Origin of the sequence: Achromobacter mucicolens (assembly GCF_902859725.1) — a bacterium.
Classification (GTDB): Bacteria; Pseudomonadota; Gammaproteobacteria; order Burkholderiales; family Burkholderiaceae_B; genus Achromobacter; species Achromobacter mucicolens.
In genome coordinates, this window is the sequence record NZ_CADIJP010000010.1 from 134,564 (window position 1) to 156,593 (window position 22,030).

General features: G+C 65.2%; 25 protein-coding genes. 11 read left to right on the forward strand and 14 right to left on the reverse strand.

Translation table 11 applies throughout. The features are described from left to right. Positions 1–160: 160 nt before the first annotated feature. From HV786_RS14750 to HV786_RS14760, 3 genes are all read right to left on the reverse strand, one after another. On the reverse strand, positions 161–1,084 hold the full coding sequence (locus HV786_RS14750) for a hypothetical protein (RefSeq protein WP_128827825.1): 924 nt from the start codon (positions 1,082–1,084) through the stop codon (positions 161–163). Between the two features lie 201 nt (positions 1,085–1,285). After that, on the reverse strand, positions 1,286–1,477 hold the full coding sequence (locus tag HV786_RS14755) for a hypothetical protein (RefSeq protein ID WP_056320045.1): 192 nt from the start codon (positions 1,475–1,477) through the stop codon (positions 1,286–1,288). 107 nt (positions 1,478–1,584) lie between these two features. Beyond that, a complete protein-coding gene (locus tag HV786_RS14760; protein WP_128827824.1) occupies positions 1,585–1,836 on the reverse strand; it encodes a hypothetical protein in 252 nt (83 codons plus the stop codon). Positions 1,837–2,095: 259 nt separating this feature from the next. Between HV786_RS14760 and HV786_RS14765 the strand changes: the two genes are divergently transcribed. Further along, a complete protein-coding gene (locus HV786_RS14765) occupies positions 2,096–2,287 on the forward strand; it encodes a hypothetical protein (RefSeq protein WP_056320042.1) in 192 nt (63 codons plus the stop codon). A gap of 28 nt (positions 2,288–2,315) precedes the next feature. Here the strand turns inward: HV786_RS14765 and yddG are convergent, their stop codons facing one another. Next, on the reverse strand, positions 2,316–3,224 hold the full coding sequence (gene yddG, locus HV786_RS14770; RefSeq protein WP_128827823.1) for an aromatic amino acid DMT transporter YddG: 909 nt from the start codon (positions 3,222–3,224) through the stop codon (positions 2,316–2,318). A 96-nt stretch (positions 3,225–3,320) separates the two neighbouring features. On the opposite strand from yddG, the gene HV786_RS14775 reads away from it, so the two are divergent. Beyond that, positions 3,321–3,560 carry a 6-phosphofructokinase gene (locus tag HV786_RS14775; RefSeq protein WP_128827822.1) on the forward strand — a complete coding sequence of 80 codons (240 nt, stop codon included), beginning with the start codon at positions 3,321–3,323 and terminating at the stop codon, positions 3,558–3,560. A gap of 24 nt (positions 3,561–3,584) precedes the next feature. Here the strand turns inward: HV786_RS14775 and HV786_RS14780 are convergent, their stop codons facing one another. The 4 genes from HV786_RS14780 to HV786_RS14795 form a co-directional block, all read right to left on the reverse strand. Next, positions 3,585–5,159, reverse strand: coding sequence for a sensor domain-containing diguanylate cyclase (locus HV786_RS14780; protein WP_128827821.1), 1,575 nt, complete (start codon positions 5,157–5,159; stop codon positions 3,585–3,587). Between the two features lie 37 nt (positions 5,160–5,196). Beyond that, positions 5,197–5,418, reverse strand: coding sequence for a hypothetical protein (locus tag HV786_RS14785; protein ID WP_128827820.1), 222 nt, complete (start codon positions 5,416–5,418; stop codon positions 5,197–5,199). A gap of 107 nt (positions 5,419–5,525) precedes the next feature. After that, the gene (locus tag HV786_RS14790) at positions 5,526–6,707 is read right to left on the reverse strand and encodes an AI-2E family transporter (RefSeq protein WP_254599481.1); all 1,182 of its coding nucleotides are present in this window, start codon (positions 6,705–6,707) and stop codon (positions 5,526–5,528) included. Positions 6,708–6,798: 91 nt separating this feature from the next. Continuing rightward, positions 6,799–7,509 carry a DUF3053 family protein gene (locus HV786_RS14795; protein WP_175211157.1) on the reverse strand — a complete coding sequence of 237 codons (711 nt, stop codon included), beginning with the start codon at positions 7,507–7,509 and terminating at the stop codon, positions 6,799–6,801. Between the two features lie 236 nt (positions 7,510–7,745). Between HV786_RS14795 and HV786_RS14800 the strand changes: the two genes are divergently transcribed. The 3 genes from HV786_RS14800 to HV786_RS14810 all read left to right on the forward strand — a co-directional run bounded on the left by HV786_RS14800 (position 7,746) and on the right by HV786_RS14810 (position 9,748). Further along, positions 7,746–8,105 (forward strand): hypothetical protein, encoded by a 360-nt coding sequence (locus HV786_RS14800; protein ID WP_128827819.1) that lies wholly within the window; start codon positions 7,746–7,748, stop codon positions 8,103–8,105. 582 nt (positions 8,106–8,687) lie between these two features. Beyond that, on the forward strand, positions 8,688–8,969 hold the full coding sequence (locus HV786_RS14805; protein WP_128827818.1) for a hypothetical protein: 282 nt from the start codon (positions 8,688–8,690) through the stop codon (positions 8,967–8,969). A gap of 86 nt (positions 8,970–9,055) precedes the next feature. Then, complete coding sequence (locus tag HV786_RS14810; RefSeq protein WP_128827817.1) at positions 9,056–9,748, forward strand: cytochrome b/b6 domain-containing protein; 693 nt, start codon at positions 9,056–9,058, stop codon at positions 9,746–9,748. A 78-nt stretch (positions 9,749–9,826) separates the two neighbouring features. Here HV786_RS14810 and HV786_RS14815 read toward each other — a convergent pair whose 3' ends face one another. Beyond that, complete coding sequence (locus tag HV786_RS14815; protein WP_056322645.1) at positions 9,827–10,285, reverse strand: c-type cytochrome; 459 nt, start codon at positions 10,283–10,285, stop codon at positions 9,827–9,829. Positions 10,286–10,343: 58 nt separating this feature from the next. Next, positions 10,344–11,720 carry an adenylosuccinate lyase gene (purB, locus tag HV786_RS14820; protein WP_062838459.1) on the reverse strand — a complete coding sequence of 459 codons (1,377 nt, stop codon included), beginning with the start codon at positions 11,718–11,720 and terminating at the stop codon, positions 10,344–10,346. A 162-nt stretch (positions 11,721–11,882) separates the two neighbouring features. Here purB and HV786_RS14825 point away from each other — a divergent pair, with 162 nt between their 5' ends. Then, a complete protein-coding gene (locus HV786_RS14825; protein WP_128827816.1) occupies positions 11,883–12,494 on the forward strand; it encodes a glutathione S-transferase in 612 nt (203 codons plus the stop codon). A 79-nt stretch (positions 12,495–12,573) separates the two neighbouring features. Here the strand turns inward: HV786_RS14825 and HV786_RS14830 are convergent, their stop codons facing one another. From HV786_RS14830 to HV786_RS14840, 3 genes are all read right to left on the reverse strand, one after another. Further along, positions 12,574–13,392 carry a sulfite exporter TauE/SafE family protein gene (locus HV786_RS14830; RefSeq protein ID WP_128827815.1) on the reverse strand — a complete coding sequence of 273 codons (819 nt, stop codon included), beginning with the start codon at positions 13,390–13,392 and terminating at the stop codon, positions 12,574–12,576. A gap of 84 nt (positions 13,393–13,476) precedes the next feature. Beyond that, positions 13,477–14,595, reverse strand: a complete 1,119-nt coding sequence (mnmA, locus tag HV786_RS14835; RefSeq protein WP_128827814.1) for a tRNA 2-thiouridine(34) synthase MnmA — start codon at positions 14,593–14,595, stop codon at positions 13,477–13,479. A 7-nt stretch (positions 14,596–14,602) separates the two neighbouring features. Continuing rightward, positions 14,603–15,529, reverse strand: a complete 927-nt coding sequence (locus HV786_RS14840) for a LysR substrate-binding domain-containing protein (protein ID WP_128827813.1) — start codon at positions 15,527–15,529, stop codon at positions 14,603–14,605. Between the two features lie 238 nt (positions 15,530–15,767). Between HV786_RS14840 and HV786_RS14845 the strand changes: the two genes are divergently transcribed. The 5 genes from HV786_RS14845 (at position 15,768) to HV786_RS14865 (ending at position 20,766) form a co-directional block, all read left to right on the forward strand. Further along, complete coding sequence (locus HV786_RS14845; RefSeq protein WP_056322627.1) at positions 15,768–16,757, forward strand: Bug family tripartite tricarboxylate transporter substrate binding protein; 990 nt, start codon at positions 15,768–15,770, stop codon at positions 16,755–16,757. 67 nt (positions 16,758–16,824) lie between these two features. After that, positions 16,825–17,700 (forward strand): N-formylglutamate amidohydrolase, encoded by an 876-nt coding sequence (locus HV786_RS14850; protein ID WP_128827806.1) that lies wholly within the window; start codon positions 16,825–16,827, stop codon positions 17,698–17,700. Positions 17,701–17,891: 191 nt separating this feature from the next. Further along, on the forward strand, positions 17,892–19,010 hold the full coding sequence (locus HV786_RS14855; RefSeq protein ID WP_128827805.1) for a Re/Si-specific NAD(P)(+) transhydrogenase subunit alpha: 1,119 nt from the start codon (positions 17,892–17,894) through the stop codon (positions 19,008–19,010). Positions 19,011–19,012: 2 nt separating this feature from the next. Next, positions 19,013–19,330 (forward strand): NAD(P) transhydrogenase subunit alpha part 2, encoded by a 318-nt coding sequence (locus HV786_RS14860; protein WP_056567287.1) that lies wholly within the window; start codon positions 19,013–19,015, stop codon positions 19,328–19,330. Next, on the forward strand, positions 19,327–20,766 hold the full coding sequence (locus HV786_RS14865) for an NAD(P)(+) transhydrogenase (Re/Si-specific) subunit beta (RefSeq protein ID WP_175211159.1): 1,440 nt from the start codon (positions 19,327–19,329) through the stop codon (positions 20,764–20,766). Before HV786_RS14860 ends, HV786_RS14865 begins: the two co-directional genes overlap by 4 nt. Positions 20,767–20,791: 25 nt before the next feature. Here HV786_RS14865 and glcF read toward each other — a convergent pair whose 3' ends face one another. Beyond that, entirely contained in the window at positions 20,792–22,027 is a 1,236-nt protein-coding gene (glcF, locus tag HV786_RS14870) for a glycolate oxidase subunit GlcF (protein WP_175211161.1), read from the reverse strand. Positions 22,028–22,030 lie beyond the last annotated feature (3 nt).

Below are 22,030 nucleotides of genomic sequence, written 5' to 3' on the forward strand. Positions count from 1 at the left end.
TTGGAACTACAGCGTTGATTTAATTGGCATTTGGCATGGAATCATAATCCGCAGGTCCCCTGTTCGAATCAGGGATGCGCCACCAAGGAATTAAAAAGGGCCCGCACACTGTGCGGGCCCTTTTGCATTCGGGCTGGTTATTTACACCCGGAACACCACATTAAACCCGATAGACCGCATCGCGGCGGCGGCCGCCCCAGGTGGCAGCCAGGCTCGCCACGAACGCGCCGATCAGCATCGATGCAAAGCCCCACAGCGCGAACGCCGCGGCAGCCTTGCGGGCTGCGTCCGCGGCTTCCTTGGCCTTCACCTTGGCTTCTTCCGCGGTCTTCTTGGCGTTCTGGATCGCCTCGTCGACGCGGCGCTGCGCCACGGCGGGCTCCACACCGGCCTGCGCGGCCACGACCTTCACCACGTAGTCGCGATCGGCCGACGTCATGTCGCCGCGGGTGATGCTCATGGCGACGATGCGACCAACTTCGGCACGCGCCGCTTCAGGATCGGTGTTGGCCTCGGGACGTTCCGAGCGCATCAGGGTGTCGGTGAGATAGTCGGTCGCGCGCTCCATGCCACCGCCACTGCTCGCACCGGCAGCGCCGGCCGTCGCCGCTGCGGTTACCGCCGTACCGGCCGTGGCCGCCACCGAAGCGCCTGCCTTGGCAACGCCGGAAGCCATCGACGCGAGCGCGGAGCCCAGCAGCGCGGCGCTGACCACGGCGCTCAGCGCCCAGACCAGAAAGCCGTGCGCGGTGTCGCGAAAGTAGACCTCATCGGAATGCACGTCGACCCATTTCGTCCGCAGGCGCCCGGCGACATAGCCGCCAATGCCGTACGAAATGATCTGCGTGAGCAGCATCCAGACAATGATGCCAATGCCGACGGCGGGGGCCGACATGCCCTCCTCGCCCCAGGGCGAAACGGACAGAAAACCGAGGCCGGTGCCGCCGGCAAACAATGCCAGCGACAGCGCCGCGGCGATCACCGCGCCGGCGAATACTGCCGCCCACGACACGGCCGAAATGGATGACTCACGTGGAGGCACACCATCGGCATAAGGTTGGCTCAATGAAGACGTATTTTGCATGATCGATCCTTGTCCAGAGACTTACGCAGCCGCGCACAGGCGGGTGCCAAAGCGGAAATGACGCACCGGCCTTCAGTGCCAGAACAGAGCCAGCAGGATGATGATGGGAATGGGCACGCCGAGCAGCCACAACAGGATTGAGCGCATGGAAACCTCCTTGCTTCGATGAAGGGATCGGAATTGAAGTAATGCTGGCCGCAATCAGGCCAGGTCGATGGTGCCGGGCGCGCGGGGATCCGGCGCGGGCGGCGTGGGGTCGATGACGTCGGGGTTGTCCGTGGGACGGCCCGGGTCCGGACGCGGATCGTCCGCAGGCGGATTTCCCGGCAGCGCCGGATCGTCAGGCGTGAGATCGTCCGGCTGACCGGGCTCTCGATGCGGGATCTGGGACATGATTGCCTCTCCTCAAGCAGCGCAAGATGCGCCTTGCATGAGCATCAGCAAATGGCGTGCCCAAGACCGGTCGGCGGTGGGGCGCCATGGAGGGGCGACGCGCGGCGTCAGTCCTTGCGTTTGCCGCCGTTTGCGGCCGGCGCGCGTTCAGGCGTGCCATCCGCGAGAAATGCAAGGACGGCGGCCTTGCCGGCCGTCGACGCTTCATCCTGGCTGGGATATCGCCTGTCCGAGTAATTGGTGCTGCGCACATTGCCGGATTCGGGATCGAGCAGGGTAATGATCCACGCAAATTCGCCGGGCGAAAGCTGGCGGACCTGCAAGGTGGCGCGCGTGCCAGGGCGTAGTTTTTGCGGCATCTGGCGGCCTCTCCGGTGTTTTGATCACGCCATCGTAGCGCAATCGCGCCGGGTTGCCGAAGCCTGTTCCGACGTCAGAAATTGCTGCGTCCGCACACGATTTTCATGCTGCACACTGCGCGGCAAATACGCCACAAAGCCGCCCGCCAGCAAGGAAAACCCTAGGGTGCAGTCTCGCAATACAGGCGCACAATCGACACAAACATCAAGACCGCACAGCGGCGCCGCATCCCCTAAATCAGGCGAGGACGGAGACAACATGACTTACGTAGCAGTTTTCATGAGCTGTTTGATGGTTATGGGTATCGTCGCGTTGGTGATTCAAACGATACGAAGCGCAGGGCCCGAGCCCTTGCTGAAGATATCGGCGGCGATTGTCAGTTCCACTTTTGCATCGCTGCTGCTGGTTCCCTTGGGGTTCGCAGTCGCCCTGACGATGCTCGTCGAGTAAATCTCCCCCTCTCAGGACACGGCCCGGACTATCCGTTGCGGGCCGGTCTGCCGCGCGTCGCTGCCCAGCACAACAATGAACCGGCGGTGACCATTGCCACGCCCTGCCAGAACGACAGGGTGAGCGGCGTGGATAGCCACAGCGCGGCAAAGAAGGTGGAGAAGACCGGCGTGAAGTACGACGCGGTAGCCAGCAAGGTCAGGTTGCCCCGCAGTATTCCCACGTTCCACAGTGCATAGCCGCTTGCCATGGCGCCCGCGGCCACGCACAGTTCGACCGTGGCTGGCGCGGCAAACACCAAGGCGGGTTCCGCGCTGAACAGGTACTTGATCCACAAGACCGCTGCCGTGAGCATGAAAAACAGCGCGACGCCATTCTTGCCGTCCGCAAAGCGCTTGGTCACATTGCAGTAAATGGCCCAGATGATGGCGCCGCTGAAGGCCAGCCCATAACTCAGAGGATTGCTCGACACATTCGCGGCGGTGCGTTCAATTGACAGCCCGCCCGTTCCGCCCACGACCCAGACGATGCCGCACACCGACAACAAGATGCCCGGCGCCACCCACCAGCTCGCCCGCTGCCCATTGATGAGCATGGCGAACACCACCGTCAGGCACGGCCACAGGTAATTGACGATGCCCAGCTCGATGGCTTGCGCACGATCGGCCGCGAACCCCAGCGACAGCGACAGGCATATCTCATAGGCCACGAACAGCAGGCTGCCCACGATGAGATACGACCGGGGAAACGTGCGCAGCTTGGGCAATCCCAGCAACAGCACCAGGAAGATGGACCCTCCCGTATAGATCAGCGCGGCGCCGCCAATGGGCCCGAAGTTTTCACTGACGCCCCGGATCAGGCCGACGACCGTGCCCCACAGCAGGATAGCCAGCAGCCCCAGGGTGGTGGCCGCGTTCCGGCCAGGATTCAATTGCATTACCGTTTCCGATTGCGCGCCGTGCATGCCCGGCAATCAGACCGGACCGGCGCCAAGGCGGCAAGTTTAGCGAAAACCCAACGGAGAAATAGCGGCATGGCCATTTCCACACGCAGGATGAGCGACGTGCTGGCAAGCACGGATTCGGGCCGCCTTTACCGCATTGAAGTGTTTTTGCGCGCGGACGAGGCGGGCGCCAGTCCCATGCCGCTTGCCGCATCGCGCTACATACTCAGAACATCCGAAGGCGACCCTGTCGTCGCGCTGGACGACAGGCGCTATCGCTTGAAATCCGGCGAGGTCCTGACCGCGCTGTCGCAGCGACAGGATACGTGACGCGCATGGCGACGGGCGGCGGACCTACTGGTCCTGCGCCACCCGGCGCTTGCCCAGGCCTTTGGCGCGGTACAACGCCACATCCGCGCGCTCGAGCAACTGCAGCATGGTGGCGCCCGATTGCGGATACACCGCGATGCCGATGCTTGCCGACACCGCGACGCGCACGTTGGGATACGGCAAGGACAGGCTCTCGACCAGGGCCTCGGCCACCGGCCGCGCGTTCTCCTGGTTGGCGCCCAGCAGCAGCACCGCGAATTCGTCGCCGCCCAGCCTTGCCGCCACGTCCGAGACCCGGATGGCGCTGGCCATGCGATCGGCCGCCTCTTTAAGGACCGTGTCGCCGGCCGCGTGGCCGTGCATGTCGTTGACCGCCTTGAAGCCGTCCAGGTCGATCGCCAGGATCGAGAACGAATCGCCGCTGCGCTGCGCGACCGCCAATTCACGCAGCACCAGTTCGCCGAAGAGCACCCGGTTGCACAGGCCGGTGAGCGGATCGTAGTGCGCCAGGTGCTGGGCGCGTGCCAGCTTGCGCGACGCCTGCAGCATGGCGGCGCCCACTTCCTGGGCTTCCTTGATGCGCGTGGCGGGCAGTTCCACGGTCCGGCCTTCGCCCAGCGCGAGCGCCGGCGCGACCAGCCCCTGCACGGCCGACGTGAGCCGGCTTGCAAGCCTGAGCGCCAGCCACAACCCCAGGCCGAACGCGAACAACGTGCCCAGGCCAATCCACGCGATGGAACGGTACAGGTCCGTGGTCAGCAACTGCATGGGCGCGCCGGCGGCGACTGTCCAGCCCGACAGCGTCGACCGGCTGAACGCGGTATAGACGGGCGTGCCCTCCTTGGTGATCGTTTCCAACGAGCCTTCGCCTTCCTGCTGCACGGCGCGGGCCAGCGCCGGGACCGCTTTCTGGCCCACGAACTTGGAGGTGTCGCGGGTGCGGGCGATGATGGTTCCTGAACCATCCAGCACGGCGGCCACCCAGCCCTCGGGCAAGGCGCGGCGGCCCAGGACGTTGCCGATGCGCTCGGGCGACAGTCCCACGTTCAGGCTGTACACCACCTCTGCGCCCCGCACGACCGGCACGCCGAGCGCGATGGTGGGGTCCTTGGTCAGACCGCCGGTGAACAGGCTTGTCAGCACCGGCATGCGCGTCTGGAAGACGCGGCCCAGTTCATCGGGCGCGCTGCCGGTCGGCAAGGGCGTGCCGTAGGGCACCTGCGTGTTGATGATCTGCCGGCCTTCCTTGTTCGTCAGCACGTAAGCGTCGGCGATCTGGAAGCGCACGGACTCGCGCGCGCGCCGATGGAAGCCGGCGAGATCGCCCTCGACCAGATCCGGCGAGGACGCCAGCATCTGCAAACCGGCTTCGACCCCGGTGAGCTCGCGATCCAGGATCGCCGTGAGATTGCGCGCCAGGAAGATCGTGTCGCGGAAGATCCGCTCTTTCTGGATGACGTAGCTTTCGTAGACGGCGACCGTCGCCACGATGAGCGCCGGGGTAATACAGGCAAAGACGAGGGCAAGCAGACCCGTCCGCATGGAATAGCGGCGCGTCCGGCGGCGGCGCACGCCAGCAACCGTTTCGCCGTCAGCCATCGCGCGGCCTGCCCCTCGGTCTGCCCATCGCCCTGCTCTATCTCTCTTGCAGGTCGGGAGTGCCTGAAAACTGGCTCTTGAGCAGCGTCAGCGCACCTTTTTCGGCCAGCGCTTCGTTGGGGAACACGTGCTTGGTGTCTTCAAGAACCGGAAAGCCGAAGACGCGCACGCGTGTGTGGTATCCCTCGGGCGTTTCGGCGAACTCAATGTCGAAGTTGCGTTCCTCGATCCAGCCCGACCGATGCAGTTTCCATTCCATATCCGGCGCGCTCCTGTTTGGCGAAGTTGACACGAAAGGCCGGCCGCGGTTCGGCCGGCGCTGCTACACCTTACACCGGGCCGGGCGCACGCGGGCGCCCGGCGCGATCATTCGTCGCGGGACTGGCGATCCTTGGCAAGCGCTGCCTGCGCACGCGCGCCGGCGCCCCCGGACGCCGGCGGCGAACCGGCCACGGGGTTGCCCGGCAGCGGCGCGCCAACGGCGTGCACACCCCCCGGGTCGCCTGCCGCGGGCGAAAACAGATCCCAGCTTGCCATGAACAACGCTGCGATGAGCGGACCGATCACGAATCCGTTCAGCCCGAACAGCGCCATGCCCCCCAACGTGGAGATCAGGATCACGTAGTCCGGCATCTTCGTGTCCTTGCCCACCAGAATGGGCCGCAGCACGTTGTCGACCATGCCGATGACCAGCACGCCGAACGCAATGAGCACCGCGCCCTTGACCACGGCGCCCGTCAGCAGGAAGTACACGGCCACCGGCGCCCAGATCAGCCCCGCCCCGATCGCGGGCAGCAGCGACAGGAAGGCCATGATGACGCCCCACAGCAGCGCACCCTGGATCGAGAGGATGGAAAAGATGATGCCGCCCAGCGCGCCCTGCGCCGCTGCGACCGCGACGTTGCCCTTGACGGTGGCGCGCACCACGGTCGTGAACTTGCGGAACAGGTGCTGCTTGTGCATGTCGCTCAGCGGCACGGCACGGCGCAGTCGCGCCGACAGTAGCGGACCGTCGCGCAGCAGGAAGAACAGCAGATACAGCATGATGCCGAAGCTGACCACGAACTGGAACGTGTCCTGCCCGATGTTCAAGGCCTGGGTAGCCAGGAACTGGCTGGCCTGCATTGCACCGGCCGTCAGCTTGTCCTGCAGGCTGGCAATATCGGCCAGGTCAAAGCGCGCCAGCAATGCGTGCACGGACGGCGGCAGTGCGTCCATCGCCTGCTGGAAGTACGCGCCAAAGTTGATTTGCCCGGACTTGATGCTTTGGTAGAAATTTGCCCCTTCGTTCACGAGCGACCCGCTGATCACGACCAGCGGAAGAATCACCAGCAGCAGCACGAGCAGCAGCGTGATGAGCGCGGCCAGATTGCGCCGCCCGCCAATGCGCGCCACCAGACGGCGCTGCAACGGCGCGAAAAGGATGGCAAGAATGGTGCCCCAGAAGACGGCGCCATAGAACGGCCACAACAGCCAGCCGAACGCGATGGTGACCACCACGAGCAGGAGCACGAAGGTCCTGTAATGCACGCCTGAAGAATCGCTCATAGTCAGTCCAAGGCGCGGCATTCGCCGCAAGAGCCGCATTGTACAAAGCGCGGCCGGGCGCCGCTCGGATCCCGCCAAGGCTGGCGCATGGCTAGGGCGCGGCCGAGCCCGCGCTGGCAGCCTGCAGCAGTGTTGCGCGCGCGGCTTCCAGCCCACCCGACTGCGCGTTCAATGCTTGCAACCGCTGGTTCAGCTCCTGTTGCAAGGTCGGCTTGGCCACCTTTGTTTGCCCATCTTCGAATTGAATGTCCGCGGCATTGGCCGCCACGAAGTCCGCAATGGCCAGCGCATCGCGGGCAATCGCATCCATCCTGGATGCCGCGTCGATCAATTCCTCGGCCGGCGCCGTCACCGCCTCGTCATAGACGCCGTCATAAACGGGCGCCAGGTCGGCGGGCAAGGCAAGATCCGCGCGCGCCTTGTCTGCCTTGCCGCGCGCCGCCTGGACCTGGGCAGCACTGCCGGCCAGCGTCTTGCGTGCGGCCTCCAGGCTGCCCCGGCGCGCCACGATCTCTCCAACCGACTGGATTGTCTCCACCGACAGCACCTCGCGCAGGGGCCGCGCGGCCTTGGCCAAGGCCTCCTGGAAATCCGTCATGACCTCGTACGCGTCGTCGTAGCCGCCAATGGCTTCCTTTTCCGACTTGCCCAGCATGCCGATCGGCACGAGCGTCACGTTGTTCATCCGACCCTGCAGCAACTGTATGAATGCGGCGCGTTCCTGCGGTTCCTTGTTGACGCACGCCGCCAGCAACATCGAGACGACCGCCATGCCTGTCACCCACGCGCGAACCCAAACCATGCGCATCCTGTTAGCACTCCGATTCCGCAGATTACGGCCGCCCCCGGGCGGGCCATTTCGGCAGATTATCCGGTAGCGCCGCCAATGGGGCCAGAAGGGGCGGAATTTGTTGCCATCGAAGCGAGTTGACACAGTGAGCGCCGCGCCGCGCGCCCGCGTCGCAGCCTTTACGCTTCCTCTAAAATCGAGCATTTGGCGGCCCGTTGCCGCCTCCTCTCATTGCCTTGGCTGACGACATGACTCAGAACGCTTCCCCCCTTCCCTGGGGCTTCACCCTGCCGGACTGCCGCGGCGCAAACGCCCTGCTTCATTTCATGAATGACCTGGCGCGCGTGGTCAATCAATACCTGGGCCACGGCAAGTTGTCGGAGGAAGCGCTGGCGGATGCGCAAAAGGCGGTCAATGCGTTACTCGAGCGTTATGTGGAAATCCAGGCGGCCCCGGAGGCCTTTGACAACGAACGTATCGAACTCGCCCTGGAAACCCAGCAGCAGCCCGATGGCACGACTGGCGCCCAGGTGGCGCTGCGCATGTCGCCACGCCTGGAAGGGCTGATCATCGAGGCCCAGCGACAGGCCCGGCCCGCAACGCACTAATATGCAAGGGCGCACGTCCCGCGCCCTCCTTTTCGAAAAGGCTTGCATAATCGCTCAAATGTCGATAATATCGACGATTGGATCTGAAAGAGCAGACCCCGAGGGTCAGCCCGGCCAAGCTAAACGCCTGTGGCCACCCCCTGCCAAGATCCGCCCGACAGCGCTGCCGTCTTAGCGAAGTACAACGCAAAAAACGCAAACCCAGCGCAGCATCGGGAACGCCTTCACCCGTCCGCCAGTCCGGACCGGCATGAAGCAAACCCAACCCAAATGATGACTTCACCCGCATCCACGCGGGCGTACGTCAACGGGCCGGCAATCTTGTCTTTCGCCGCGCAGCCCGAATCGATGCCCTCCAAGACTGGACGAAGGCATCACTTTCGCCGGACCCGGCGCGCAAAAAACATGAGAATGCGCAAAAGGACGGCAGCAGCAATGCGTTAGTGTCATGAAACGCGTGTCCAATTACATCCGGCGGACGCAGCGCATCACGCACATTCCCGGCGGCAACTTTCCCGTCCAGTGCGTTCACCATGGCAAGACGCAGCTTTTCCTATAACTAGAACCTAAAGAGAACACAACATGAATACTCGTTTCACCACCTCCGACCTGATCCGACGCCCGGCCCATACGCAGCTCGACGACATGCCCATCCACATCGGCGACATCGTCTATCTGCAACCGGCCGACGGCCCCGAGATTCGCGCCACGGTCATCTTCAATGCGCCGATCAACGGCACGACGACCTACACCACCGAAGTCGTGCCCTGCGGATCGGCCGTTCAGAAGGCGCCAGGCCAACGCATCCGGTTCCGCCACGAGCACGTGCATCGCATCGAACCGGTGCGCCGCAACGCGCGCTGATCTGAATCAAAACCGCCGCCCGCCTAGTGCGGCGGTTTGCTTTGTGCGTGATAAAGTCCGGGCAACTCCAGTCCGCCGATCTCAACATGCAGAACAATCGTCTCGCGGTCCGTATCTGGGACCTCCCCACACGACTCTTTCACTGGGCCCTCGTCGTCTGCATCGTCGGCGCGTTCGTCAGCGTCAAGTTGGGCGGCCTGTACATGGACTGGCATGTGCGTTTCGGCTGTACGGCGCTGGGCCTGATCCTGTTTCGCCTGCTCTGGGGCTTTGCCGGACCGCGCTATGCCCGGTTCACGCATTTCGTGCGCGGCCCGGGCGCCGTGGTCCGCTACCTGAAGGGCGCCGCCGCGCCCGCCGGCCACAATCCGCTGGGCGCGCTGTCGGTCATGGCCTTGCTGCTGGTCGTCGGCTTTCAGGCGGTCAGCGGCCTGTTCACCACCGACGACATCATGACGCAGGGCCCGTTGTTCGGGCACGTCTCGGAGGCCACCGCCAGCGCGATGACGTCCTGGCACAAGCTCAACGAGTGGGTCATCATCGGCCTGGTCGCGTTGCACCTTTTGGCCGTCACCTGGTATTCGGTCGTGCGCCGCAAGCGCCTGGTGCGCGCCATCATCACCGGCAACGTCGACGCCAAGGATGTGCCGGCCGGCACGCCGCCCGCACAGGATGGGCTGGCGGTCTGGCTGCGCGCCCTGCTGCTGGGCGCCTGCGTGACGGGACTGGTACTGTGGATACGATCGCTCGAAATCGTGTCCGACATGTCCTTCTCCTGATCGCGCACCCATGAAAAAAGCCCCTTGACGGGGCTTTTTGCTTGTTGGGCGGCGGGCCGGCACGGCCGGCCCAGCACCTTACTTCTTCTTGCGGTACGCGTCGTGGCAGGCCTTGCAGCTGGCACCCACGTCGCCGAACGCGGCGCGCAACTTGTCCAGATCGCCCGCGTCGGCAGCCGCCGACAGCTTCACGATGTTGTCTTGAAACGCCTGCTGCTTCTGCTTGAAGCCCGCGGCATCGCTCCAGATTTCCGGACGGGCGTCTCCGCCTTCCGTACCCGGGCCGAAGCCCGCCCAAGGCAATGCCGACAGCGTCTTCAGCACGTCAACGTTGGCCTTGATCTGCGCGGCGTCGTAGGGCGCCTGGCCCTTGACCACCGGCGCCATGCGGCCAAAGTGCGAGCCAATCAGCGAGAGCGCCGACTGGCGGTACTTGACCGCGTCTTCGGGCTTGGCGAATTGCGCGGAGGCGGACGTCGCCAGCAGCGGACCCACCGTCATACAGGCCAGCGCTGCGAGCGTGGACAACTTCTTCATTGCGATCTCCCGTAGGTACAACGTGAAAGCCGCACGCATGACGCGCGCGGCACGGCGACTATACCGCCCGGGCCAGCTCGGCCGCCAGGCCGATGTAGGAGCGCGGGGTCATCGCCAGCAGGCGGGCCTTGGGCTCTTCAGGAAGCGCCAGGCCCTGGATGAATTCTCGCAGAGCCTCTTCGGTGATGCCCTTGCCGCGCGTCAAGGCCTTGAGCTGTTCGTAGGGTTGCGGCAGACCGTAGCGGCGCATGACGGTCTGCACCGGCTCGGCCAGCACTTCCCAGCACGCGTCGATATCGGCGTCGATGGCGGCCGTGTTGACTTCCAGCTTGCCCAGACCACGCATGCAGGCATCCCATGCCACCAGGCAGTAGCCCAGGCCAACGCCCAGGTTGCGCAGGACGGTGGAATCGGTCAGGTCGCGCTGCCAACGGGAGATGGGCAGCTTGTCGGCCAGATGGCGCAAGACGGCGTTGGCCAGACCCAGGTTGCCTTCGGAGTTCTCGAAGTCGATCGGGTTGACCTTGTGCGGCATGGTCGACGAACCGACCTCGCCTTCCTTCAGGCGCTGCTTGAAGTAGCCCAGCGCCACATAACCCCAGATGTCGCGATCCAGGTCCAGGATGATGATGTTGGCGCGGGTGATCGCATCGAACAGCGCGGACATCCAGTCGTGCGGCTCGATCTGGATGGTGTGGCGATTCTGGGTCAGGCCCAGCCCGGACAGCACGCGCTTGCTGAATTCGGGCCAGTTGATTTCCGGATAGGCGGACAGGTGGGCGTTGTAGTTGCCCGTGGCGCCGTTCAGCTTGGCCAGGGGCTCGACGGCCTCGACGGCGGCGATGGCGCGGTTCAGACGCGCGGCCACGTTGGCGAATTCCTTGCCCAGCGTGGTTGGGCTGGCGGGCTGGCCATGCGTGCGCGACAGCAGCGGCTGGTCGGCGTTGGCGATGGCCATTTCATTCAGCTTGGCAGCCACCTCGCGCAGGCGCGGCACCACGACCTGGTCACGGGCGCGCGACAGCATCAGCGCATGCGAAGTGTTGTTGATGTCTTCGGACGTGCACGCGAAGTGGATGAACTCGGCCGCACGGGCCAGTTCGGCGTCATCGGCGACCTTTTCCTTCAGCCAGTATTCAACGGCCTTCACGTCGTGGTTGGTGACGCGTTCGATCTCCTTGATGCGGCCGGCGTCGGCCTCGGAGAAATTGGCGACCAGCTGGGCCAGGCGCGCGCGGGCGCCCTCGGAAAAAGCCGGCAGCTCGGGCAGGCCGGCGTCCGACAGCGCGATCAGCCAGGCGACCTCGACTTCGACGCGGTGCGCCATGAAACCGGCTTCGGACAGCAGACCGCGCAGCGCGTCGCCCCGGGAAGCGTAGCGGCCATCCAGTGGCGAAAGGGCATTAAGTTGGCTCAGCTGATCGGCGATTTGCATGGTCTGGTAGAGAAAAAGCGACGGATGGGAAAACCCGGCGATTTTATCATCCGGGGCGGCCCGACATTGTGGCAAACTGACGAAGATTCCGCCCTGCGGACAATTCCGGCCGTCATGCAGCCTGCTATACTTCGGCCGCTTTCCGACTCCGCTTGTGACTCCATGAAACTGATCGGCTCGCTTACCAGTCCCTACGTGCGCAAAGTGCGTATCGTCATGGCCGAGAAAAAGCTGGACTACCGGCTTGAACTCGAAAACGTCTGGTCCGCCGACACGCAGATCCAAACGTACAACCCGCTGGGCAAAGTCCCTTGCCTGGTCATGGAAGACGGCGGCGCCCTGTTCGACTCGCGCGTCATCGTCGAATACCTGGACACCCTGTCTCCCGTCGCCCGGCTGATTCCGCAGCCCGGACGCGACCGCGCAGCCGTCAAGTGCTGGGAAGCCATCGCCGATGGCCTCCTGGACGCGTGCGTGACCATCGTCAAGGAAAACCAGCGCCCCGAAGCCCAGCGCAGCCCCGAATGGATCGAGCGCCAGTACGGCAAGATCCACGCCAGCCTGGACGCCATGAACAAAAGCCTGGGCGACAACGCGCATTGCATGGGCATCAACTACAGCCTCGCGGACATCGCCGTGGGCTGTGCCCTGGGTTATCTGGACCTGCGCTTCCCCTCGCTGGACTGGCGCACTGGCCAGCCCAACCTGGCCCGCTTGTACGACAAGCTGTCCCAACGCCAGTCGTTCCTCGACACGGTGCCCAAGACGGCCTGAGACCCCAAAAAAATCGCCCGGCATGGCCGGGCGCGCGCGTTTACCGGCCGCTTTCCGCGGCCGGTTTTCATTTCCGCGATCAAACCGTCCAGGTCTGCCAGGCCTTGAACAGCATGTAGGCCGCCAGCGCAAACAGCAGCGCGGCGAACACGCGCTTGAGCGTCTGCACCGGCAGGCGATGCGCCATGCGCGCCCCCAGCGGCGCGGTCAGGACACTGGTGCAGACCAGCGCCAGCAGCGCCGGCCAATAGATGAAGCCGAGCATCCCCGGATAGGTCTGGGCCTCGTTCAGGCCCGAGACGACGTAGCCCACGCTGTTGGCCAGCGCAATCGGAAAGCCCAGCGCCGCCGACGTCGACACCGCGTTGTGCAGGGCCACGTTGCACCAGACCATGAACGGGACCGACAGGAACCCGCCCCCGGCGCCTACCAGGCCCGACAGAAAGCCGATGCCCGCGCCGGCCGCGCTGGTGCCGACAACGCCCGGCATCTGCCGCGAGGGCTTGGGCTTCTTGTTGCGCAGCATGCTCCAGCCGGAATACCCCACGAACAGGGCAAAGAACAGCGACAGCCACAACGTGCTCAGCGCCGCGAACACCGCGCCGCCGGAGAGCAGCCCGCCGACGATGATACCCGGCGCCATCGCCGCGACGATGCGCCACTTGATGGTGCCTCGCTGCTGGTGGGCCCGGACGCTGGAGATGGACGTGAAGAGGATCGACGTCATGGACGTGGCGATCGCCGCATGCACGACCAGATCGGCCGGCATTTTCTGCCAGGTGAACAGCATCGTCAGGAACGGCACCAGCAGCATCCCGCCGCCAATGCCCAGCAGGCCCGCCGCAAAGCCCACCACACCGCCCAGGACCAACAGGCAGATCACCATCGTCACATCCACAACCCTCTCCTCGCTTTTATAGTCATGAACAAGGCCCCACGGGTATTGCTCCCGGGGGCCTTGGTTACGTGCGGCAGGACATTTCTAAAGAATGATCCCGCCGCCCAGGCAAACCTCGCCATCGTATAGCACGGCCGACTGGCCGGGCGTCACCGCCCACTGAGGGTCGGTAAATTCCAGTGAAAAAGTCTCTTGCGCCGCATCGGCCAGGCGGCACGCCGCATCGGCCTGCCGGTAACGCGTCTTGGCGCCGTAGACGCCCGCGGCCGGCGGGTGGCCCGCCACCCAGCTCGCGTCCTGCGCCTTCAGGTTGCCGGACAGCAGCCAGGGATGGTCGTGCCCCTGCACGACGTACAGCACGTTGCGCTCGAGGTCCTTGCGGGCCACGTACCAGGCCTCGGCCGTGCCGTCCTCGCGTTGCCGGCCCTTCACGCCGCCCACGCCCAGCCCCTTGCGCTGGCCCAGCGTGTAGAACGACAAGCCTTCGTGGCGGCCGACTTTCTGCCCTTCGGGTGTCAGGATGGGGCCCGGTTCGGTCGGCAGGTAGCGATTCAAAAACTCCCGGAACGGGCGCTCGCCGATGAAGCAGATGCCGGTGGAATCCTTCTTGGCGGCATTGTGCAGGCCGATCTCGTGCGCGATGCGGCGCACTTCGGTCTTGTGGATCTCGCCCAGCGGAAACAGCGTGCGCGACAACTGCGCCTGGTTCAGCCGATGCAGGAAGTAGCTTTGGTCCTTGGAAGCGTCCAGCGCCTTGAGCAGCTGGAACTGCGTGCCGCCGCCCTCGGCCGGCACTTCGCGCACGCGCGCGTAGTGGCCGGTTGCAATGTGCTCGGCGCCCAGCGCCATGGCGTGGTCCAGAAATGCCTTGAACTTGATTTCGGCATTGCACAGCACGTCGGGATTGGGCGTGCGGCCCGCGGAGTACTCGCGCAGGAACTCCGCGAACACGCGGTCCTTGTATTCGGCGGCGAAGTTGACGAATTCGAATTCCACGCCAACCAGATCGGCCACGCTGGCGGCGTCCAGGAGATCCTGACGGGTGGAACAGTATTCGGAATCGTCGTCGTCTTCCCAGTTCTTCATGAACAGGCCGACGACCTCGTAGCCTTGCTGCTTGAGCAGCCAGGCGGTGACCGAAGAATCGACCCCGCCGGACATGCCGACGACAACGCGGCCTTTCTTGGTGGATGTTTGACTCATGATGCGGCTATTTTAGATCGGACACGGCGTCTTCCCGCGGCGGAGGCTCGGCGGCGCGCGACACTTCCATCAGCCAGGCCCGGAAGGCCTGCAAGGTGGGCAGATTGGCCTTTTGCTCGGGATAGCACAGGTAGTAGCCCATGCGCGCCCGGATCGGCAGTTGGATGGCGATGGCAAGCTTGCCGTCGCGCAGCTCGTCCTCGATCAGGCAGCGCGGGATCAGCGCCACGCCAAAGCCCGCGGCGGCGGCCTGCGAGAGCAACGCGTATTGGTCGAAACGCGCGCCTTCCAGGCTGCGGCGCGTGTCGCAGCCTGCCTGCTCGAACCAGTCGCGCCAGCCCTCCAGGGCCGAGGTATGGTGCAGCAGCGGATAGGCCAAGAGCGCTTCGGGCGACGTGCACCCGCCCGGGATCAGGCGGGGACTGCAGACAGGCAGAATCTCGCGACCGACGATGTAGTCGGCGCCGCTGCCGGGCCACAGGCCCTCGCCGAAGCGCACGGCGGCGTCCAGCTCCGGCGTGGAGAAGTCGTAGCCCTGGCGGTGGGGCAGGAATTCGACGTGGATGTCGGGACGCAAGCGCATGAAGGCGGTCAGGCGCGGAATCAGCCAGCGCGCGCCGAACGTGGGCATGCAGGTCAGGTTCAGCGTGCCGCCCCGCCCTTGATGCGCGATCAGCTCGACAGTGGCCGCTTCGATTTGGCCGAGACCGGCCTGGATCTTGGCCAGGTAACTGCGGCCCGCTTCGGTCAGCACCAGGCCTTGCCTGATTCGCAGGAATAGTTCGACGCCGACGAACTCCTCCAGATGTTTCACCTGTTTACTCACCGCGCCCTGCGTCACGCACAATTCCTGCGCGGCGCGCGTGAAACTGCTGTGCCTGGCGGCGACCTCAAAGGCCTGAAGATCGGTTAAAGAGGGACAGAAACGCCTCATTTGCAGCCCCCACCCGTCGTGGGGCTCCCTTGCCCTCGCGGGCGTGACGTCGGCACAGGATGCACGGCAAATGTTACATAAAAGTAACTGCGGCGAAGACCTGCCGAGAAAGAGGTATGAAAAAAAGTCATAGCTTACGGAGAATCTTTCGTTTGCGCAAACACGCCCGCCAGGAAAGAATCGTCGGGTTTGCGACTGCTTTCATGCAGTTGCTTTCCATTTATTAGTAGGGGAATTCATGCAACGCCGTAATGTAGTTCTGGGCCTGTGTGTCGCCGCCGCGACCCTGGCCACGCCGCTGACCTCGGGTATCGCGCACGCTGAAGACGCGTATCCCAGCAAGCCCATCCGCCTGATCGTTCCCTTCCCGCCCGGCGGCACCACCGACATCGTCGGCCGCCTGTTCGCCGACAAGCTCGGCAAGGAACTGGGCCAGACCGTCGTCGTGGAAAACCGAGGCGGCGCCGGCGGCTCGATCGGCAGCGCGTTCGTCGCCAGCAGCGCGCCGGATGGCTACGTCCTGGGCATCGCCACCGTCAGCACGCACGGCATCAACCCGGCCATCTATCCGAACCTGCCGTTCGATGGCGAGAAGGACTTCACGCCCGTCTCGAACCTGGCCGCCGTGCCGAACATCATGACCATCAACCCGAAGGTCCAGGCCAAGAACATCGCCGAGTTCATCACGCTGGCCAAGAGCCAGCCCGGCAAGCTGACGTACGCGTCGGCCGGCAACGGTTCGGTCTCGCACATGATGGGCGAACTGTTCAAAATGGCGTCGGGCACCGACCTGATGCACGTGCCGTACCGTGGCGTTGGCCCCGCGCTGAACGACGCGCTGGCCGGTCAGGTCGACGTCATGTATGACAACCTGCCCTCCACGCTGCCGCACGTGCAGTCCGGCCGCCTGATCGCCATGGCTGTCGCCGCCCCGCAGCGCGTTGCCGCGCTGCCCGACGTGCCCACCTTCGCCGAAGCCGGCCTGCCCGCCGTGAACGACGCGTCGTGGTTCGGCCTGGTCGCCCCGGCCAAGCTGCCCGCCCCCGTGCTGGCCAAGCTGAACGCCGCCGTCCAGAAGGTCAGCGCCGAAGAAGACGTCAAGAGCCGCCTCGCCGCCCTGGGCGCCTCGCCCGCGGCCAACACCTCGGCCGAATTCGGCGCGCAGATCTCGGCTGAAATCGCCAAGAACAAGCGCATCGCCAAAGAAGCCAACGTGAAGATCGACTAAGCGGTCTTCGGTCCTCGCGTGCCCGTGGCGCGCGAGGACCTCCGATTCACGAACGCAGTACCCCCTTATGCGACTTACCCAGCCCCTGTCCTACCGCCTCGACCTCCCGCAGCAATATCCCGATTCGGAAATTTCGGCCCCTCTTGTGCTGGACTCCCCGCACAGCGGCACGGCCTACCCCCCGGACTTCGCCGCCGCAGTCGACTTTGGCGCATTGCGCACGGCCGAGGACACCTGGGTTGACGATCTGTGGGGCGACGCCATCGAGATGGGCGTGCCGATGATTGCCGCGGCCTTCCCGCGCGCCTACATCGACGCCAACCGCGCCCGCGACGAAATCGACGAACTGCTGCTGGACCAGGCCTGGCCGGACGCGCTGAATCCTTCGCCCAAGGTCAAGCTTGGCAAGGGCCTGATCTGGCGCATGCTCGATGACGGCACGCCGCTGTACGACCGCAAGCTGACGGTCGAGGAAGTGCGCCACCGCATCGACGCCTGCTGGGAGCCCTATCACGCCGCGCTTGGCCAGGTGCTGGACAACGCGCATCGCAAGTTCGGCAAGGTCTGGCACATCAATTGCCATTCCATGCCCAGCGTCGCTGGCGAATTCGCCACCGACCGCCCCGGCCTCGTCCACCCCGATTTCGTGCTGGGCGATCGCGACGGCAGCACCAGCGACCCCGCCTTCCGCGAATTCATCGCAGCCTGGCTGCGCGAGCGCGGCTACGACGTCACCGTGAACGATCCCTACAAGGGCGTGGAACTGGTGCGCGCTTTCGGCCGCCCGCAAGAAGGCCGCCACAGCCTGCAGATCGAAATCAACCGCAAGCTCTACATGGACGAAGTGTCGCTTCGTCCCACCGAAAACTATGGCCGCCTGAAGGCCGATCTGCGCGACCTCACCGGCGCGCTGATCAACTGGACGCGCGCGCAGACGGCTTGACGCCGGACGTCTACGCGCCGGCGCCGGCCAGCGACGTGTTCATACCGGCCGGCGCATTCGGGTTGCAAGACCCCTGCCCCATGGTTCGCCATGGGGTTTTTTTTGCCCGCGCGAGATGCTGACAAGCGGGGCAAGCTTCAGAACGCACATTCCGTGTATAACTACGGCGAACCTTCTGAGGAGAGGCGTCGATGCACATCGGGATACCAAAAGAAACCCGAGACGGGGAAACCCGTGTCGCAGCAACACCGGAGACCGTCAAGAAGTACGTGGGCGGCAAGCACACCGTCGTCGTGGAGCGTGGCGCGGGCGCCGCGGCCCGCTATCCCGACGATGCCTACGTTGCCGCGGGCGCCACGCTAGGTTCCGCTCAGGATGCCCTGGGCGCCGATCTGGTCATGAAGGTTCGCGCGCCCGCCCCCGAAGAATTGCCGCACATGAAACCGGGCACGGTGGTCATCGGCATGCTCGATCCCTTCGACGCCGAAGGCCTGGCGCAACTGGCCGCTGCCGGCCTGACCGGCTTTGCGCTGGAAGCCGCGCCGCGCATCACCCGCGCCCAAAGCCTGGACGTGCTGTCCTCGCAGGCCAACCTGGCCGGCTACAAGGCCGTGCTGCTCGCCGCCCATCACTACGGACGGCTGATTCCGATGATGATGACGGCCGCCGGCACGCTGAAGGCCGCGCGCGCGGTCATCCTGGGCACTGGCGTCGCAGGCCTTCAGGCCATCGCCACGGCCAAGCGGCTGGGCGCCGTGGTCGAGGCGTCGGACGTGCGCCCCGCGGCCCGCGAACAGGTCGAATCGCTGGGCGCCAAGTTCATCGACGTGCCCTTCGAAACCGACGAAGAACGCGAGATCGCACAGGGCAAGGGCGGCTACGCGCGCCCCATGCCCCCGGCCTGGATGGCCCGCCAGGCGGCGCTGGTGTCCGAACGCTGCAAGCAGGCCGACATCGTGATCACCACGGCGCTGATTCCCGGCAGGCCCGCCCCGATGCTGGTTTCGGCGGAAACGGTGGCGGCCATGAAGCCCGGTTCCGTGCTGGTGGACCTTGCCGTCGAACGCGGCGGCAACTGCCCGCTTTCCGAGAAAGGCCGCATCGTCGAAAAGCACGATGTCACGATCATCGGGCTGACCAACCTGCCCGGCCTGGTCGCCACCGACGCCTCGGCGCTCTACGCGCGCAACATCCTGGATTTCCTGAAGCTCATCATCAATGCGGACGGCGCGCTGGCGATCCAGCGCGACGATGAAATCGTGGCGGCCTGCCTGGTGTGCGAAGGCGGCAATGTGACGCGGAGGACGTAACCATGGAAGCGATCAATCCCACCCTGATGAATCTCATCATCTTCGTGCTGGCCATCTATGTCGGCTACCACGTCGTCTGGAACGTCACCCCCGCCCTGCACACGCCGCTCATGGCGGTCACCAACGCCATTTCGGCCATCATCATCGTCGGCGCGATGCTGGCCGCCGCGCTGACCGAAGGCGGACTGGCGCGCGGCATGGGCGTCTTTGCCGTGGCGCTGGCCGCCGTGAATGTCTTTGGCGGATTTCTCGTGACGCGGCGCATGCTCGAGATGTTCAAGAAAAAGGACCGCAAGCCGAGCAAGGAGGAAGCGAAATGATCTCGCTGAACCTCGTCACGCTGCTTTACCTGATTGCCTCGGTCTGCTTCATTCAGGCGCTCAAGGGCCTGTCCCATCCCACCACCTCGCGCCTGGGCAACGCCTTCGGCATGGCCGGCATGGCGATCGCCGTGGTGACCACCGCGGCGCTCATCGTGGGGCTGGCGCGCAGCGGCTCGGCCACGATCGGGCTGGGCTGGGTGGTGCTGGGGCTGCTGGTCGGCGGCTCCATCGGCACGCTGATGGCCAAGCGCGTCGAGATGACCAAGATGCCCGAACTTGTCGCCTTCATGCATAGCATGATCGGCCTGGCGGCAGTGGCGATCGCGGTGGCCGTCGTGGCCGAGCCGCACGCCTTCGGCATCGCGCCGCCCGGCATGGCCATCCCCACCGGCAACCGCTTTGAACTGTTCATCGGCACGTTCGTGGGCGCCATCACGTTCTCCGGCTCAGTCATCGCCTTCGGCAAGCTGTCCGGCAAGTACAAGTTCCGGCTGTTCCAGGGCGCGCCGGTGGTGTTCGCCGGCCAGCACATGCTGAACCTGGCGCTGGCGCTGGCGATGCTGGGCTGCGGCGTCTGGTTCATGCTCACGCAGGAATGGACGCCCTTCATCATCATGACGCTCATCGCCTTCGTGCTGGGCGTGCTGATCATCATCCCGATCGGCGGCGCGGACATGCCCGTGGTGGTGTCGATGCTGAACAGCTATTCCGGCTGGGCGGCGGCGGGCATCGGTTTCTCGCTGAACAACCCCATGCTGATCATTGCCGGATCGCTGGTAGGCTCGTCGGGCGCCATCCTGTCCTACATCATGTGCAAGGCGATGAACCGCTCGTTCTTCAACGTGATCCTGGGCGGCTTCGGCGGCCAGGCGGGCGGCGCGGCGGCCGCTGGCGACACGCCGCAACGCAGCGTCAAGTCGGGCAGCCCGGATGACGCGGCGTTCCTGATGACCAACGCCGAAAGCGTGACCATCGTGCCGGGCTACGGCCTGGCCGTGGCGCGCGCGCAGCACGCGCTCAAGGAGCTTGCCGAAAAGCTCACCGAGCGCGGCGTGACCGTCAAGTACGCGATCCACCCGGTTGCGGGCCGCATGCCCGGCCACATGAACGTGCTGCTGGCCGAGGCCGAAGTGCCGTACGACCAGGTCTTCGAAATGGAAGACATCAACAGCGAGTTCGGGCAGACCGACGTGGTGCTGGTGCTGGGCGCGAACGACGTGGTCAATCCCGCCGCCAAGAACGATCCAAAGTCGCCCATCGCCGGCATGCCCATTCTGGAGGCCTACAAGGCGCGCACGGTCATCGTGAACAAGCGCTCCATGGCCTCGGGCTATGCCGGCCTGGACAACGAGCTCTTCTACATGGACCGCACGATGATGGTCTTTGGCGACGCCAAGAAGGTGCTCGAAGACATGGTCAAGGCCGTCGAATAGGCGGCGCGCCAGCCGCCGCGCGGGCCTAGCCCTGCGCGGCGCGGCGCAACTGCTCGTCCACCACTTCGACCCAATGCCGCACCGGCGTGTCGGTGCCGCTTTGCAGATGGCCGATGCACCCGATGTTGGCCGACAGGATCACATCGGGACTTGCCGCGGCGATGGCGCCCAGCTTACGGTCGCGCAGCTCCAGCGCGATGTCCGGATTCAATACGGAGTACGCACCCGCCGACCCGCAGCATAGATGCTTGTCGGCAAACGGCTGCAGCTCGAAGCCCAGGTCGGCCAGCAATTGCTCGGACAACGGCCGCAAGCCCTGCCAGTGCTGCAAGGTGCATGGCGGATGAAAGGCCGCCCGCATGCCCGCCGGCAGCCGCGCGCGTAGCAATTCTGCATGCGGCGCGACGATCTCGGCCACGTCCTTGACCAGCGCCACGATGTCCGCGGCCTTTTGCGCATAGACCGGGTCGTGGCGCAGGTGGTGCGCGTATTCCTTGACCATGGCGCCGCAACCCGACGCGTTCATCACGATGGCTTCGACCTTGCCATCCTGCACCAGCGGCCACCACGCGTCGACGTTGGCGCGCATCTGCGCCACGGCTTCGTCCTGCGCATCCAGATGAAAACTGACCGCGCCGCAGCAGCCGGCGCCCGGCGCAATGCGCGCGCCGATGCCGACGGCATCCAGCACGCGAATGGTGGCGGCATCGATGGTGGGCATCATCGCCGGCTGCACGCAGCCAGCCAGCATCAGTACCTGACGCGCATGATGCCCCACCTGCGGCAGCGCCCCCGCGTCGCGGCGCTCCGGCACCTTGCGCCTGAGCGCCTGCGGCAGCAGCCCGCGCAGGCTCTGGCCCAGCCGCATGGCGGGCGCGAACATCGGCGACAGCATCGCCTTGCGCAGCAAAGTGCGCCGGGTTCTATCGCCCCATGACCGCTCCACGCGCTCGTCCACGATCTTGCGACCGATATCGACGAGATGGCCGTATTCGACCCCCGACGGGCAGGTGGTCTCGCAGTTGCGGCAGGTCAGGCAGCGGTCCAGATGCTGCTGCGTGGACTGCGTCGGTTCCTTGCCTTCAAGGACCTGCTTGATGAGATAGATGCGGCCACGCGGGCTGTCCAGCTCGTCGCCCAGGACCTGGTAGGTCGGACAGGTTGCCGTGCAGAATCCGCAATGCACGCAGCGGCGCAGGATGGCGTCCGCCTCGTTGCCCAGATCGGTGCCGCTAGCCCAGGATGCCAGATTGGTTTGCATGAT

Coding starts and splice junctions, on each gene's coding strand:
- HV786_RS14750 (WP_128827825.1), bottom strand. CDS start 1,084: ATGCAAAATACGTCTTCATTGAGCCAACCTTATGCCGATGGTGTGCCT.
- HV786_RS14755 (WP_056320045.1), bottom strand. CDS start 1,477: ATGTCCCAGATCCCGCATCGAGAGCCCGGTCAGCCGGACGATCTCACG.
- HV786_RS14760 (WP_128827824.1), bottom strand. CDS start 1,836: ATGCCGCAAAAACTACGCCCTGGCACGCGCGCCACCTTGCAGGTCCGC.
- HV786_RS14765 (WP_056320042.1), top strand. CDS start 2,096: ATGACTTACGTAGCAGTTTTCATGAGCTGTTTGATGGTTATGGGTATC.
- yddG (WP_128827823.1), bottom strand. CDS start 3,224: ATGCAATTGAATCCTGGCCGGAACGCGGCCACCACCCTGGGGCTGCTG.
- HV786_RS14775 (WP_128827822.1), top strand. CDS start 3,321: ATGGCCATTTCCACACGCAGGATGAGCGACGTGCTGGCAAGCACGGAT.
- HV786_RS14780 (WP_128827821.1), bottom strand. CDS start 5,159: ATGGCTGACGGCGAAACGGTTGCTGGCGTGCGCCGCCGCCGGACGCGC.
- HV786_RS14785 (WP_128827820.1), bottom strand. CDS start 5,418: ATGGAATGGAAACTGCATCGGTCGGGCTGGATCGAGGAACGCAACTTC.
- HV786_RS14790 (WP_254599481.1), bottom strand. CDS start 6,707: ATGAGCGATTCTTCAGGCGTGCATTACAGGACCTTCGTGCTCCTGCTC.
- HV786_RS14795 (WP_175211157.1), bottom strand. CDS start 7,509: ATGGTTTGGGTTCGCGCGTGGGTGACAGGCATGGCGGTCGTCTCGATG.
- HV786_RS14800 (WP_128827819.1), top strand. CDS start 7,746: ATGACTCAGAACGCTTCCCCCCTTCCCTGGGGCTTCACCCTGCCGGAC.
- HV786_RS14805 (WP_128827818.1), top strand. CDS start 8,688: ATGAATACTCGTTTCACCACCTCCGACCTGATCCGACGCCCGGCCCAT.
- HV786_RS14810 (WP_128827817.1), top strand. CDS start 9,056: ATGCAGAACAATCGTCTCGCGGTCCGTATCTGGGACCTCCCCACACGA.
- HV786_RS14815 (WP_056322645.1), bottom strand. CDS start 10,285: ATGAAGAAGTTGTCCACGCTCGCAGCGCTGGCCTGTATGACGGTGGGT.
- purB (WP_062838459.1), bottom strand. CDS start 11,720: ATGCAAATCGCCGATCAGCTGAGCCAACTTAATGCCCTTTCGCCACTG.
- HV786_RS14825 (WP_128827816.1), top strand. CDS start 11,883: ATGAAACTGATCGGCTCGCTTACCAGTCCCTACGTGCGCAAAGTGCGT.
- mnmA (WP_128827814.1), bottom strand. CDS start 14,595: ATGAGTCAAACATCCACCAAGAAAGGCCGCGTTGTCGTCGGCATGTCC.
- HV786_RS14840 (WP_128827813.1), bottom strand. CDS start 15,529: ATGAGGCGTTTCTGTCCCTCTTTAACCGATCTTCAGGCCTTTGAGGTC.
- HV786_RS14845 (WP_056322627.1), top strand. CDS start 15,768: ATGCAACGCCGTAATGTAGTTCTGGGCCTGTGTGTCGCCGCCGCGACC.
- HV786_RS14850 (WP_128827806.1), top strand. CDS start 16,825: ATGCGACTTACCCAGCCCCTGTCCTACCGCCTCGACCTCCCGCAGCAA.
- HV786_RS14855 (WP_128827805.1), top strand. CDS start 17,892: ATGCACATCGGGATACCAAAAGAAACCCGAGACGGGGAAACCCGTGTC.
- HV786_RS14860 (WP_056567287.1), top strand. CDS start 19,013: ATGGAAGCGATCAATCCCACCCTGATGAATCTCATCATCTTCGTGCTG.
- HV786_RS14865 (WP_175211159.1), top strand. CDS start 19,327: ATGATCTCGCTGAACCTCGTCACGCTGCTTTACCTGATTGCCTCGGTC.
- glcF (WP_175211161.1), bottom strand. CDS start 22,027: ATGCAAACCAATCTGGCATCCTGGGCTAGCGGCACCGATCTGGGCAAC.